This window comes from Micromonospora sp. NPDC047187, assembly GCF_040643355.1.
GTDB classification, from domain to species: Bacteria; Actinomycetota; Actinomycetes; order Mycobacteriales; family Micromonosporaceae; genus Micromonospora; species Micromonospora salmantinae.
The window spans coordinates 1-13,410 of the sequence record NZ_JBEYUF010000008.1; the positions used below are offsets into that span (position 1 = coordinate 1).

At 70.8% G+C, this 13,410-nt stretch carries 15 protein-coding genes; 9 read left to right on the forward strand and 6 right to left on the reverse strand.

All coding sequences use genetic code 11. From position 1 onward, the window contains the following. Positions 1–129: 129 nt before the first annotated feature. A complete protein-coding gene (groL, locus tag ABZ794_RS15480; protein WP_210783328.1) occupies positions 130–1,770 on the reverse strand; it encodes a chaperonin GroEL in 1,641 nt (546 codons plus the stop codon). Between the two features lie 70 nt (positions 1,771–1,840). Next, positions 1,841–2,155 carry a co-chaperone GroES gene (groES, locus tag ABZ794_RS15485; protein ID WP_030330046.1) on the reverse strand — a complete coding sequence of 105 codons (315 nt, stop codon included), beginning with the start codon at positions 2,153–2,155 and terminating at the stop codon, positions 1,841–1,843. 259 nt (positions 2,156–2,414) lie between these two features. Between groES and ABZ794_RS15490 the strand changes: the two genes are divergently transcribed. The 8 genes from ABZ794_RS15490 to ABZ794_RS15525 all read left to right on the forward strand — a co-directional run bounded on the left by ABZ794_RS15490 (position 2,415) and on the right by ABZ794_RS15525 (position 9,959). After that, positions 2,415–3,611 carry a methyltransferase domain-containing protein gene (locus ABZ794_RS15490; RefSeq protein ID WP_210783326.1) on the forward strand — a complete coding sequence of 399 codons (1,197 nt, stop codon included), beginning with the start codon at positions 2,415–2,417 and terminating at the stop codon, positions 3,609–3,611. Positions 3,612–3,636: 25 nt separating this feature from the next. Continuing rightward, positions 3,637–4,116: a Cys-tRNA(Pro) deacylase gene (ybaK, locus tag ABZ794_RS15495; protein WP_357516023.1), complete on the forward strand. Its 480-nt coding sequence runs from the start codon at positions 3,637–3,639 to the stop codon at positions 4,114–4,116. A 179-nt stretch (positions 4,117–4,295) separates the two neighbouring features. Continuing rightward, entirely contained in the window at positions 4,296–5,381 is a 1,086-nt protein-coding gene (locus ABZ794_RS15500; protein WP_210783322.1) for a substrate-binding domain-containing protein, read from the forward strand. Positions 5,382–5,495: 114 nt separating this feature from the next. Continuing rightward, complete coding sequence (locus ABZ794_RS15505; RefSeq protein ID WP_238689161.1) at positions 5,496–6,314, forward strand: ATP-binding cassette domain-containing protein; 819 nt, start codon at positions 5,496–5,498, stop codon at positions 6,312–6,314. Continuing rightward, positions 6,311–7,573, forward strand: a complete 1,263-nt coding sequence (locus ABZ794_RS15510; protein ID WP_238689160.1) for an ABC transporter permease — start codon at positions 6,311–6,313, stop codon at positions 7,571–7,573. Before ABZ794_RS15505 ends, ABZ794_RS15510 begins: the two co-directional genes overlap by 4 nt. A gap of 22 nt (positions 7,574–7,595) precedes the next feature. Beyond that, positions 7,596–8,777, forward strand: a complete 1,182-nt coding sequence (locus tag ABZ794_RS15515) for an ROK family protein (protein WP_112737048.1) — start codon at positions 7,596–7,598, stop codon at positions 8,775–8,777. A 19-nt stretch (positions 8,778–8,796) separates the two neighbouring features. Next, entirely contained in the window at positions 8,797–9,093 is a 297-nt protein-coding gene (locus ABZ794_RS15520; protein ID WP_238689159.1) for a DUF1707 domain-containing protein, read from the forward strand. A 125-nt stretch (positions 9,094–9,218) separates the two neighbouring features. Beyond that, a complete protein-coding gene (locus ABZ794_RS15525; RefSeq protein WP_210783316.1) occupies positions 9,219–9,959 on the forward strand; it encodes a DUF4142 domain-containing protein in 741 nt (246 codons plus the stop codon). Positions 9,960–9,992: 33 nt separating this feature from the next. Here the strand turns inward: ABZ794_RS15525 and ABZ794_RS15530 are convergent, their stop codons facing one another. From ABZ794_RS15530 to tsaB, 4 genes are read right to left on the reverse strand one after another with little or no spacing between them, the layout of a single operon-like run. Next, complete coding sequence (locus tag ABZ794_RS15530; protein WP_053660576.1) at positions 9,993–10,247, reverse strand: hypothetical protein; 255 nt, start codon at positions 10,245–10,247, stop codon at positions 9,993–9,995. A gap of 14 nt (positions 10,248–10,261) precedes the next feature. Then, positions 10,262–11,308 carry a tRNA (adenosine(37)-N6)-threonylcarbamoyltransferase complex transferase subunit TsaD gene (gene tsaD / locus ABZ794_RS15535; protein WP_357516028.1) on the reverse strand — a complete coding sequence of 349 codons (1,047 nt, stop codon included), beginning with the start codon at positions 11,306–11,308 and terminating at the stop codon, positions 10,262–10,264. Further along, complete coding sequence (gene rimI / locus ABZ794_RS15540) at positions 11,301–11,783, reverse strand: ribosomal protein S18-alanine N-acetyltransferase (protein ID WP_210783312.1); 483 nt, start codon at positions 11,781–11,783, stop codon at positions 11,301–11,303. The genes tsaD and rimI overlap by 8 nt, the downstream gene beginning before the upstream one ends. Further along, entirely contained in the window at positions 11,780–12,457 is a 678-nt protein-coding gene (gene tsaB / locus ABZ794_RS15545; RefSeq protein ID WP_210783310.1) for a tRNA (adenosine(37)-N6)-threonylcarbamoyltransferase complex dimerization subunit type 1 TsaB, read from the reverse strand. Before tsaB ends, rimI begins: the two co-directional genes overlap by 4 nt. A 217-nt stretch (positions 12,458–12,674) precedes the next feature. Between tsaB and ABZ794_RS15550 the strand changes: the two genes are divergently transcribed. Then, positions 12,675–13,379, forward strand: a complete 705-nt coding sequence (locus ABZ794_RS15550; RefSeq protein WP_238689156.1) for a helix-turn-helix transcriptional regulator — start codon at positions 12,675–12,677, stop codon at positions 13,377–13,379. Positions 13,380–13,410: the final 31 nt, after the last annotated feature.

Sequence of the window (13,410 nt, forward strand, 5' to 3'; positions counted from 1 at the left end):
CTGTGGGCGCGATCATCCCGCCCTGTCGCCAACACCTTCCGGGTTCGGTTAGGACCTACCAGCCCGCGAGAACGAGCCGGGGCGCACCGCCGTACGGCGGTGCGCCCCGGAACGGGTGTCGCTACCGGATCAGAAGCCCGGGCCGTGCTGGTGGCCGTGACCGTGGCCGTGCCCGCCGCCGGCGGCCGGCTCGGCCTGCTCCGGCTTCTCCACCACGAGGCTCTCCGTGGTGAGCAGCAGACCGGCGATCGAGGCGGCGTTGGTGACCGCGTTGCGGGTCACCTTCACCGGGTCGATGATGCCGGCCTTGACCAGGTCGACGTACTCGCCCTTGGCTGCGTCGAGGCCGTTGCCCCACTTGAGGTCGGCGACCTTCTGCGTCACGACGTAGCCGTCGTGACCGGCGTTCTGGGCGATCCAGCGCAGTGGCTCGACGAGCGCCTTGCGCACGACCGAGACGCCGACCTTCTCGTCACCGGTGAAGCCCAGGTCGTCGTCGAGCACCGAGAGGATCTGCACCAGGGCGGCGCCGCCGCCGGGCACGGTGCCCTCCTCGACCGCAGCCTTGGTCGCCGCGATGGCGTCCTCGATGCGGTGCTTGCGCTCCTTCATCTCGACCTCGGTCGCCGCGCCAGCCTTGATGACGGCGATGCCACCGGAGAGCTTCGCCAGCCGCTCGGCCAGCTTCTCCCGGTCCCAGTCGGAGTCGGAGGCCTCGATCTCCTTGCGGATCTGAGACACCCGGTCGGCGACGTCGGCCTTCTGGCCACCGCCGTCGACGATCGTGGTGTTCTCCTTGTCGACCACGACGCGCCGGGCGGTGCCGAGCACCTCCAGGCCGACCTGGTCGAGCTTGTAGCCCAGCTCCGGGGCGACCAGCTCGGCACCCGTGGAGATCGCGATGTCCTGGAGCATTGCCTTGCGCCGGTCACCGAAGCCCGGGGCCTTGACCGCGCAGACCTTGAGGGTCTTGCGCAGCGAGTTGACCACCAGGGTGGAGAGCGCCTGGCCGTCCACGTCCTCGGCGATGATCAGCAGGGGCTTGCTGTTCTGCAGGACCTTCTCCAGCAGCGGCAGCAGCTCCTCGATCGCCGAGATCTTCTGGGTGGTGACCAGGATGTACGCGTCCTCAAGGACGGACTCCTGACCCTCCAGGTCGGTGACGAAGTTCGGCGAGATGAAGCCCTTGTCGAACTGGAGACCCTCGGTCACGTCCAGCTCGGTGGTGAGCATCGAGCCTTCCTCGACGGTGATGACTCCGTCGCGGCCGACGCGCTCCATCGCCTCGGCGATCAGGTCGCCGATCGTGGAGTCCTGCGCGGAGATCGTCGCCACGTTCGCGATCGACTCCTTGCTGGTGACCTCGGCGGCACGGCCGAGCAGCGCCTCGGAGACCTTCATGGCCGCCGCGTCGATGCCCCGCTTGAGGCCGGCCGGGTTGGTCCCGGCGGTCACGTTGCGCAGACCCTCGCGAACCATCGCCTGGGCCAGCACTGTCGCGGTGGTGGTCCCGTCGCCGGCGACGTCGTTGGTCTTGGTCGCCACCTCCTTGACCAGCTGCGCGCCAAGGTTCTCGTACGGGTTGGTGAGCTCGATCTCCTTGGCGATGGTCACACCATCGTTGGTGATCGTCGGCGCACCGAATTTCTTGTCCAGGACGACGTTGCGCCCGCGCGGGCCGAGGGTGACCTTGACCGCGTCCGCGAGGGCGTTGACACCGTGCTCCAGCAGGTGCCGGGCGTCGTCCGAGAAGCTCAGGATCTTCGCCATTAATGTCCCTTCGAAGCGCCATTGCCCCGGCCCGGCGAGCCGGACCGGGGCAGTGGCACTGATCGGTTGCTTACTTCTCGATGACCGCGAGGACGTCGCGGGCGGAGAGCACCAGGTACTCCTCGCCGGCGTACTTGACCTCGGTGCCGCCGTACTTCGAGTAGAGGACGGTGTCGCCGACCTGCACGTCAACCGGAACCCGGTTGCCGTTGTCGTCGACGCGCCCCGGGCCCACAGCGAGGACAGTGCCCTCCTGCGGCTTCTCCTTGGCGGTGTCGGGGATCACGATGCCCGACGCCGTGGTGGTCTCAGCCTCGTTCGCCTGGACCACGATGCGGTCCTCGAGCGGCTTGATCGCAACCTTGGTCGCGGTAGTCACGGGCATACCCTCCTGGGGTACTGGTTTCGTTGCTGGCCAGCGGGGCTGACCAGCGTCAATCTGCCTCATGCCACCGGGCGGTGCCGTCGTCGCGGGTGCCGGTCCGCCTGGCGTGCGCACCCGGGTCGCGAGACCCGGAAGCTGGCACCCTCAGGGTGAGAGTGCTAATCGCAGGTTATTCCGTGGCTAGCACTCCGTCAAGGAGAGTGCCAGCGCGTCGCGCCCCGCCAGCCAGGATTTCCGGGTCGGCCGGGACAATGACCGGGTGGATCTCGATCAACTGGCGGCGCTGCGTACCCCTGAGGGGTCGGCCGCGCTCACTGCGGCGGCCGACCTGGCCGGCGGTGATCCACTGGTCGCGGCGTCGGCGCTGCGGGCGACCGGGGTGCCGCCGACGTTGGCCGCGGCGGCACTGACCCAGGCCGAGCTGCGTCATCGGGCGGTGGGCAAGTTCGGCCCGGCCGCCGCTGGGATGTTCCTCACCCGCCCCGGCCTGGAGCAGGCCACCCGCCGGGTGGTCGCCGACCGTCGGGCCGCCCGGTTGTACGCGGCCGGCGTGCGCACCCTGGCCGACCTGGGCTGCGGGCTCGGGGCCGACGCGCTGGCCGCCGCCCGTGCCGGCATCCGGGTGTACGGGGTGGAGGCCGACCCGGTGACCGCGGCGATGGCCGCCGCCAACGCCGACGCGGCCGGCCTGGCCGAGCTGTTCACCGTCGAGTGCGGCGACGCGACCGGGTTCGACGTGTCACGGGTCGACGGGGTCTTCTGCGACCCGGCCCGCCGCACCACCGGCACCGGGCGGCGGATCTTCGACCCGCGCGCCTACTCGCCACCGTGGGACTTCGTCACCGGGCTGGCCGAGCGGGTGCCGCGAACCGTGGTGAAGGTCGCGCCGGGCCTGGACCACGCGCTCATTCCGGCCGGCGCGGAGGCCGAGTGGGTCGGCGTGGACGGCGACCTGGTCGAGGCCGCGCTCTGGTGCGGCGAGCTGGCGGAGGTGCCCCGCCGCGCCACCCTCTATCGTCAGCGGGGCGCCGAGGCTCACCGCCACCAGCTCACCGGCTCGGGTGCCGCCGAGGCGCCGGTCGGGCCGCCGCGCCGCTACCTGTACGACCCGGACCCGGCGGTGGTGCGCGCGCACCTCGTGGCCGAGTTGGCCACCGAACTGGACGCCAACCTGGGTGATCCGAGCATCGCCTACCTCTACGCCGACCAGCCGATCCGCACCCCGTACGCGCGCTGTCTGGAGATCACCGACGTGCTGCCGTTCTCGCTCAAGCGCCTGCGGGCGCTGCTGCGCGAGCGCCGGGTGGGCCGGGTGGAGATCCTCAAGCGGGGTTCGGCGCTCACCCCGGAGCAGCTCCGGCGGGACCTGCGGCTGGCCGGTGACGCGGCGGCGAGTCTGGTGCTCACCCGGGTCGACGGCGCACCGACGGTGCTGATCGGTCGGCCGGTGGGCTAGCGCCGTCTCGACTAGCCTCGTCGCTGTGGCGGGACAGGGCACGCCGGCAACGGCACTGTTGGTCAAGCGCGGCATCCCGCATCGCACCCATCCGTACCGGGTGGCGCCGGACGCCCCGAACTACGGCGCGTTGGTGGCGGTGGCGCTCGGCGTGGCACCGGAGCGCGTGTTCAAGTCTTTGGTGACCGCTGTCGACGGCGCGCTCACAGTGGCGGTCGTTCCGGTCACCGGCGAGCTGGATCTCAAGGCGCTCGCGGCGGCGGTCGGCGGCAAGCGGGCGGGGTTGGCCGACCGGGCGGTCGCCGAGCGGGCCACCGGTTACGTGCGCGGTGGAATCAGCCCGCTCGGGCAGCGTCGACGGTTGCCCACGGTGCTGGACGAATCCGCGCTGGATCTCCCGACGATCTACGTCTCGGCTGGTCGGCGTGGTCTGCAACTCGAACTGGCCGCGGCGGATCTGGTGGCGCTGACCGACGCCCGCACCGCGCCGTTGCAGACCCACTGACGACAGTCGTTACGTCGACTCCCCCGTGGGATACCCGGGGAGTAACAGTCGCGTTGCTGAATTGTTATCGCTCCCAACAAACTATGCACCTGCGCGGTCTTGTGGAGCCGGTGTGACGCGAAATACGTTGCCGGACACAACAAAACAACACCTCCCCCACCTCCGAAAGGACCCTGCACATGCGTAAGGGGATCCTCACCATCGCCGCCGTGGGCCTGCTCACGACCGGCGGCTTGACCGCCTGTAGCGACGACTCCGGCGACAAGGCCGCCTCCGCCAAGACCCCCAAGATCGGCGTGATCCTCCCGGACAGCAAGTCCTCGGCCCGCTGGGAAACGGCGGACCGTCGGTTCCTGGAGGAGGCGTTCAAGGCCGCCGGCGTCCAGTACGACATCCAGAACGCCCAGAACGACAAGACCGCCTTCCAGACCATCGCCGACCAGATGATCACCGGCGGCGTGACCGCCCTGATGATCGTCAACCTGGACTCCGGCACCGGCAAGGCCGTGCTCGACAAGGCCAAGTCGCAGGGTGTGGCCACCATCGACTACGACCGGCTCACCCTCGGCGGCTCCGCCCAGTACTACGTCAGCTTCGACAACGAGACCGTCGGCAAGCTCCAGGGCGAGGGTCTGTCGAAGTGCCTGACCGAGAAGGGCGCCAAGAACCCCGTCGTGGCGTACCTGAACGGCTCCCCCACCGACAACAACGCCACCCTCTTCAAGGCCGGCTACGACTCGGTGCTCAAGCCGAAGTTCGACGCCAAGGAGTACGTCAAGGGCCCTGAGGACGCGGTGCCGGCGTGGGACAACGCGCAGGCCGCGACGATCTTCGAGCAGCAGCTCACCAAGGCCAACGGCAAGATCGACGGCGTGCTGGCCGCCAACGACGGTCTCGGCAACGCGGCCATCTCGATCCTCAAGAAGAACAAGCTCAACGGCAAGGTGCCGGTGACCGGGCAGGACGCCAGCACCGAGGGCCTGCAGAACATCCTCGCCGGTGACCAGTGCATGACCGTCTACAAGGCGGTCCGGGAAGAGGCCAAGGCCGCCTCCGACCTGGCCATCGCCCTCGCCAAGGGCGAGACGAAGGACACCGGCCAGACGGTCAAGGACGGCGACCGGGACGTCCCCTCGGTGCTGCTCACCCCGAAGGCCATCTACAAGGAGAGCGTCAAGGACGTCATCGCCGACGGCTACGTGACCAAGGAAGAAGTCTGCACCGCGGCGTACGCCAAGTTCTGCGCCGAAGCCGGCATCAGCTGACCGACGCCGCAGTACCCGCCGGAACGACCATCGCCGCCCGGCACGGGAGCACCCTCCCGTGCCGGGCGGCGCCCGCCGGACGGGCCCCGACCCTCCCTTAAGAAGGAGACCCCCGTGTCCGCGACCCCCCTGCTGGAACTCCGCGGGATCGACAAGAGCTTCGGTCCCGTCCAGGTGCTCCGCGACGTCGCCCTGACCGTCCACCCGGGCGAAGTGACCGCACTGGTCGGCGACAACGGCGCCGGCAAGTCGACCCTGGTGAAGTGCATCAGCGGCATCCACCCCACCGACGCCGGAGAGTTCCTGTTCAACGGTGAACCGGTGCACATCGGCAGCCCCCGCGACGCCGCCACGCTCGGCATCGAGGTCGTCTACCAGGACCTCGCGCTCTGCGACAACCTGGACATCGTGCAGAACATGTTCCTCGGCCGGGAGAAGCGCAGCGGCATCGTCCTCGACGAGCCGACAATGGAACAGCTCGCCGCCGAAACCCTGGCGGGGCTCTCCATCCGCACCGTCACCTCACTCCGCCAGCACGTGTCCAGCCTTTCCGGCGGTCAACGCCAGACCGTGGCCATCGCCAAGGCGGTGCTGTGGAACAGCAAGCTCGTCATCCTGGACGAGCCGACCGCGGCGCTCGGCGTGGCACAGACCGCCCAGGTGCTCGAACTGGTCCGCCGCCTCGCCGACAACGGCCTGGCCGTGGTGCTCATCTCGCACAACATGAACGACGTCTTCGCCGTCTCCGACCGGATCGCCGCGCTGTACCTCGGCCAGATGGTCGCCCAGGTGAAGACCACCGACATCACCCACGCCCAGGTGGTCGAGCTGATCACCGCCGGGCGCTCGGGCGGGCTCGGCCTCGCCACCGACCCGGGCAGCAACGGCGACGGCCCGCAGCCGGCCGACTCGATCTCAGGAGGCGCCCGATGACCACCACCGCCGTGCGGAAGGACGGACCCGCCGCCGTCACACCGCCGCCGACCATCGGAGGCCACTTCCGCAACTACCTCAGTCGGGTACGCGGTGGCGACGTCGGCGCGCTGCCAGCCGTACTCGGCCTGATCGTGCTCTGCACCGTCTTCGCGATCATGCGGCCGTCGTCGTTCCTGTCGGCCGGCAACTTCGCCAACCTCTTCACCCAGGGCGCGGCGGTCACGCTGATCGCGATGGGCCTGGTCTTCGTGCTGCTGCTCGGCGAGATCGACCTCTCCGCCGGCTTCGCCAGCGGCGTCTGCGCGGCGGTGCTGGCCAATGTGGTCACAGTGCTCGGCTACCCCTGGTGGGTCGCCGTGCTCGCCGCTGTCGCCACCGGTGTGGTCATCGGCAGCACGCTCGGCATGCTCGTCGCGAAGATCGGCATTCCGTCCTTCGTGGTCACCCTCGCCGGCTTCCTCGCCTTCCAGGGCGTCGTGCTGCTGCTCGTCAAGGATGGCACCAACATCGCCGTCCGCGACGACGTGCTGGTCGCCATCGCCAACCGCAACCTCGGCCCCACCTTGGGCTGGGCGCTGACCGCCCTCGCGGTCATCGGCTACGCGGCGGTGCAACTGCTGCGCCACCGCACCCGGGTGGCCCGCGGCCTGATCACCGACCCGCTCGCGGTGGTGGCGCTGCGGATCGGCGGGCTCGCCGTCATCCTCGGCACCGCTGTGTACGTGCTCAACCTCGAGCGCAGCCGCAACGTCCTCATCGTCTCGCTCAAGGGTGTGCCGATCGTGGTGCCGATCATCGCGGTGCTGCTGATCATCTGGACCTTCGTGCTCCAACGCACCAGCTACGGCCGGCACATCTACGCCGTGGGCGGCAACCGCGAAGCGGCCCGCCGGGCCGGCATCGGAGTCGACCGGATCCGAATCTCCGTCTTCGTGATCTGCTCCTCGATGGCCGCCATCGGTGGCATCGTGGCGGCCAGCCGGGCCAACTCGGTCGACCCGAACACCGGGGGCAGTAACGTACTGCTCTACGCGGTCGGCGCGGCGGTGATCGGCGGCACCAGCCTCTTCGGTGGCAAGGGCCGCGTCCTCGACGCCGTACTCGGCGGCGCGGTGGTCGCGGTCATCGAAAACGGAATGGGCCTGATGGGGTACACCTCGGGAGTCAAGTACGTGGTCACCGGCGTCGTGCTGCTGCTCGCCGCCAGCGTCGACGCGCTCTCCCGCCGCCGCGCGGCAGCCACCGGCACCCGCTGACCGCGCGGGAGGTAGCACCAGCATGCGCCCAGGACCGAGCCAGGATGACGTCCGACGGCAGAACCTCGGGGCCCTGCTGCGACACGTGCACGTCCACGGGGCGACCACCCGTGCCGAACTGACCACCACGCTGGGCCTCAACCGCAGCACCATCGGCGCGCTCACCGCCGACCTGTCCGCGGTGGGGCTGGTCAGCGAAGGGGCACCGAAGGAAACCGGCCGAGCCGGACGACCGTCACTGGTCGTCCGGCCCGAGTCGGCCCGGGTCTACGCGTACGCGTACTCGGTGGAGGTGGACCGGCTGCGCGCCGCCCGGATCGGGCTGGGTGGCGCGGTCCTGGACCGCCGGGATCTGGACCGGCCGCGCGGGCTGCTGGCCGCGGAGGCCGCGCCACTGCTGGCCGGCGCGGTCAAGGAGATGCAGCAGCTGGTGCCGGCGGACGCGATCTGCGTCGGTGCCGGCGTCGCGGTCTGCGGCATGGTCCGCCGGGACGACGGCCTGGTCCGGCTCGGCCCCACCACCGGTTGGGTGGACGAGCCGATCGGCGCGGCCCTCGCCGACGAGTTGGGCATCGACGTACCGGTCACAGTGGGCAACGTGGCCGACGTCGCCGCGTTCGCCGAGCACGCACGAGGTGTGGCGGCAGGCTGCGACAACGTCCTCTACCTGTACGGCGACGTGGGCGTGGGTGCCGGCATCATCGCCGGTGGGCGCCGGCTGACCGGGCACGGTGGCTACGGCGGCGAGGTCGGCCACATGAAGGTGGTCCGCGACGGCAAGCCCTGTGAGTGCGGCTCCCGGGGCTGTTGGGAGACCGAGATCGGCGAGCACGGCCTCCTGCGCGCCGCCGGACGCTCCGACGCCCGGGGCCGTGACGCGCTGCTGGAGGTCTTCGACGCGGCCGACCGCGGGGACGCCCGGGCCCAGACGGCGGTCCGCCAGGCCGGCGACTGGCTCGGCTTCGGGGTGGCCAACCTGGTGAACGTCTTCAACCCCGAGATGGTCATCTTCGGCGGGACAATGCGTGACCTCTACCTCGCGGCGGCGGCCCAGATCCGCAGCCGGCTCAACTCCAACGCGCTCGGTGCCTGCCTGGAGCACGTCCGGCTGCGCACGCCGAAACTGGGTACTGACGCGCCCCTGATCGGTGCCGCCGAGCTGGCCTTCGAACGGCTCCTCGCCGACCCCCTCGACGTGGGCTGATCCGCGTACGCTGTCCGGCGTGGATGTCGAGCTGCGCGCCTCCGACGACGACCGCAACCGGGTGGTCGCCGCGCTGCACCAGCACACCGCGGCGGGCCGGCTGACGCTCGACGAGTTCGCCGATCGGGCCGGTGCGGTGTGGACGGCGCGCACCCTCGGTGACCTGGCCGCGCTGACCCGCGATCTACCGGCCCTGCCCACCTCGGTCGTCGACGCCGGCCCGGTCGGGCGCGGGCGTCAGGAGTTGCTGATGGTCTTCGCCGCCGCGGCGCTCACCCTGCTGCTGCTCGGCGGCCTGCTCGCCGTCACCCGCTGATCCCTGTCGCTCCGCGATGAACTGATCGCGCGATCAGTCCGTACCAGTGGGCGGACGGGCAACCGGCAGGATACGGCTGCCCGGTCCAGACGCGTTCCGGTCCGGACCGAGGAGGCACCACAGACATGGCACCGCGCAGATCCGCCCACCGCCGACTGGGCACCCGGACCCACCGAGCGGCGATGCTGCTCATCGCGATCATCGCGGGGGTCGGTGTCCTGCCCGGCGTGGCCGTCGCCGCGCCCGCCGGTGGCCAGCAGCTCAACGCCGCCGACATGACACTGCTCAACGGAGTGCGGCTGGCCGGGCTGTGGGAGATGCCAGCCGGCCAGATGGCCGCCGAGAAGGGACAGTCGGCGAAGGTCCGGGAGATCGGCGCCGGCATCGCCAGCGAGCACCAGAAGCTCGACCAGCTCGTGGTCGACGCGGCCAACAAGTTGGGCGCGACGATCCCCAGCGAGCCGACCGCCGAGCAGAAGGGCTGGCTTGCCGAGATGCAGAAGGCGTCCGGCGCTCGGTTCGACCAGATCTTCGTCACCCGGCTCCGGGTCGCCCACGGCAAGATCTTCCCGGTGATCGGCGCGGTCCGCGCCAGCACCCGGGACGCCACCGTCCGCAAGCTCTGCGAGGACGCCAACGCGTTCGTCCAGCACCACATGCAGATGCTGGAGAGCACCGGCCTGGTCCGTTGGCCGGAGCTGCCGCCGGCCGCGCTGCCCGCCCCGGGTGAGGACGGGCTCCTGGCCGCTGCCTCCGCCAACTCCGGCCCGCAGGTCGGAGTCAGCAGCACGGTCGTCTGGCTGGTCTTCCTCGCCGCGCTGGGCACGGGTGGAATCGCCACCTACCGGATGTTGCGCCGCAGCTGACCGATCAGGCAGCGGCCTGGATGGTGGCTCGCGTCAGCGGTCTACCTGGGTGAAGTCCCAGGAGTGCGGGGCGCGGGCCACCAGCAGGGCTGGCGGGTCCGGCAGCGGGCGGGGGTTGCTGCGCCACTTGGAGATCACCACCACGCGGTGGTCGGTGGAGGAGAAGACCTCGCTGGAGACATGAAGCGGGTCGTGCTCCAACTCGGGCAGGGCGGTGTCGCACACCCAAGTGATCAGGTCGGCGACTCCGTACGCCTCGGCGCGTGCCTCCCACATCCGCACGATCATGTCCGCCGCTCCCGTCACACGCTGACCGTTGTCAACGGAAGTGCCGAGTCGGCTGGCAGGTCCAGTCGGCTCGGAGCGACCCCGGCGGCGACCAGGTGCGAACCGAGCGCGGCCACCATCGCGCCGTTGTCGGTGCACAGCTTCGGCCGGGGTACCCGGACCCGGATGCCGTACTTCTCGGCTCGCTGCTCGGCCATCGCCCGCAGCCGCGAGTTCGCCGCCACTCCCCCGCCGATGACCAGGGTATCGATGCCCTGCGCCCGGCAGGCGGCGAGCGCCTTGCTGGTCAGGACGTCACAGACCGCCTCCTGGAAGGACGCGGCCACGTCGGCCACCGGCACCGGCTCGCCGGCACGCTGACGGGCCTCGACCCACCGGGCCACCGCCGTCTTCAGGCCCGAGAACGAGAAGTCGTACCGGTGGGCAGCGAGATCCTTCGCGGCGGTCAGACCGCGGGGGAAGGCGATCGAGGCGGCATCGCCGGCCCGGGCCTCCCGGTCGATGGGCGGACCGCCCGGGAACGGCAACCCGAGCAGCCGGGCGACCTTGTCGAACGCTTCCCCGGCCGCGTCGTCGATGGTGGCGCCCAGCGGGGTGACACCCCGGGCCAGGTCGTCCACGAGCAGGAGGGACGAGTGGCCGCCGGACACCAGGAGCGCGATGGCGGGTTCAGGCAGTGGGCCGTGCTCAAGGGTGTCCACCGCGACGTGGGCGGCGAGGTGGTTGACGCCGTAGACGGGTTTCTCGGCGGCGACCGCGTACCCCTTGGCGGCAGCGACGCCGACCAGCAACGCACCGGCGAGCCCCGGCCCGGAGGTGACAGCGATCGCGTCGATGTCGGCCAGCGTGACGCCGGCCTCGGTCAGTGCCCGGTCCATGGTCGGCACGATGGCCTCCAGGTGTGCCCGGCTGGCCACCTCCGGCACCACACCCCCGAACCGGGCGTGTTCCTCGACGCTGGAGGCGAGCGCGTCGGCCAGCAGGGTGTGCCCCCGCACGATGCCGACACCGGTCTCGTCGCAGGAGGTCTCGATACCCAGGATCAGTGGTTCGTCAGCCATGGTCGTGTGGTCCGTCCCCGGTCGACTCGGCGTCGCGCCGCATGACCAGCGCGTCGGTGTTGCTCGGTTGGTAGTAGCCGCGCCGCACCCCGATCGGCTCGAAACCGTACGTCGCGTAGAGCCGCTGAGCTGCCGCGTTGTCCACGGCGACCTCCAGCAGGGTGCTGCGGGCGTCGCGCCGGACCGCCTCGGCGAGCAACTCCTCCAGCAGGGCACGGCCCACGCCGCGCCGCTGGGCGTCCCGGCGGACGGCGATGTTCTGCACCCACACCTCGTCCGGCGGAACGCCGGCGAGCCCGGCGTAGCCGAGCACCGACCCGTCCGCGTCGACGGCGATCCGGTAGTGGTGCCCGTTGGCGAGCTCGCTCCAGAACATGGCGGGCGACCACTTCTCAGCGCCGAAGAGGTCCGCCTCGATCGGCAGCACGTCGTCGATGTGCCACCAGCGGAACGGTTCGAGCCGTACCGCCGTCATGGCAGGACCGGTTTGCGGCCGGTCGCCGCCACCGCGTCGGGGCGGCGCAGGTAGAGCGGGGTGAGCCGCTCACTGGACGCGCCCGCCCGGACCCGCTCGGCGGCGAGCAACGCCAGCACTGTCGCGTCCGGGTAGCGCGGCTCGACCCGAACGGGCAGGTCAAGGACCTCGGCGTACCGGTGTGCCCCGTCACCGACCGCGATCGTCGCGCCCAGTTCGCGGGCGCGCGCGGCGGCGACCGCCGGCGCGGACACCTCGGGCCCGACGATCCGCTGGCCGGCACCGTCGTAGACGGCCCAGTAGAGTTCCTTGCGCCGGGCGTCGGTGGCGGCCAGGACCGGCGCGCCGGACGCCGCCGGGTAACCGATGGCGTCCAGCGAACAGACGCCGTACGTGGGGATGCCGAGCACCTGACCCATCGTCGCGGCGGTGACCAGGCCGACCCGTAGCCCGGTGAACGGACCCGGGCCGAGCCCGGCGACGATGGCGGCCAGGTCACGCGGGCGCGCGTCAGCGTCGGCGAGGACCGCATCCACCTGGGGCGCGAGCAGCTCACCGTGCGCGCGGGCGTCGACGGTGCACCGGTGCGCACGCGACGCCACGCCGTCTGCCGAGACCTCCACCAGCGCGGCGGTGACCGCGGGGGTCGAGCTGTCCACCACGAGTACGAGCACGGTAAGCCAGCCTAGCCGCCCCGCCCACGCGCCCCGGTCACGCCCCGCCACCGCCGCTCCGAATGAGCGGTGGAGCCACGTTCCCGAATGAGCGTGATGTCTGTGGGTCATCGTGATGACTCACAGACATCACGCTCATTGAAGTAAGGCGACCCGCCATCCGCCGATCTGCCGCAACGGGATCGCGGACGTCTCGCCCTTGGTCCACCATGCCGGGATGTCATCCACTCGCCTTGTCACCCTTCTCGGCGCTGCCGTACGGCAGCAACGACATCTGCGCGACCTGAGTCAGCGTCAGTTGGCCGCGCTGGCCGAGGTCGACCAGGCAGCGGTGGCCCGCTTCGAACGCGGTGAGCGGGCGCCTACCATCGCCGTACTGGAGCGGTTGCTTGCCGCGATGGATGTGCAGTTGGTCGTCGGGGTCGAGCCGTTGGACGCACACCTCGACGCCCGGATCGACGACCTGGCCGCCCGGCCGATCGCCGAACGGATCGACGGGCTGGGGTTGGATCGGCTGCTGGATCGGCTCACCGACTTTCCGCAGGCGATCACCGGGAGCACTGCGGCGCTGTTGCAGGGCGCACCGGTGCCGGTCGACGCGCTCGAGATCGCCCTGCGCTGGCAGGACTCCAAACCGTTCACCCGCTGGCTGGAGACGAACTACGGGCAGCGGTGGAACGCCCGCTGGGGTGAGTTCGGCGGGGTGTGGTTGGAGCCAGAAGAGCCGGGCGAACACCTGTGGTCGACACGGTACGGGGAGATCAGGGCCACCATGTGCGACGAGCTGCCCGAGACGATCGAGGTGCGCCACGGTGGGCGGAGTTACCAGGTGGTGCCGCTGGTCGAGCTGGAACTGAGCGAGCCACGCGCCGCCGAGTTGCTGCGCCGCTACCGGGACCGGCAGCTGGCCAGCGACGGCTGAGCCAGTGCCGGTCCAAACCAGCAGCAGGACG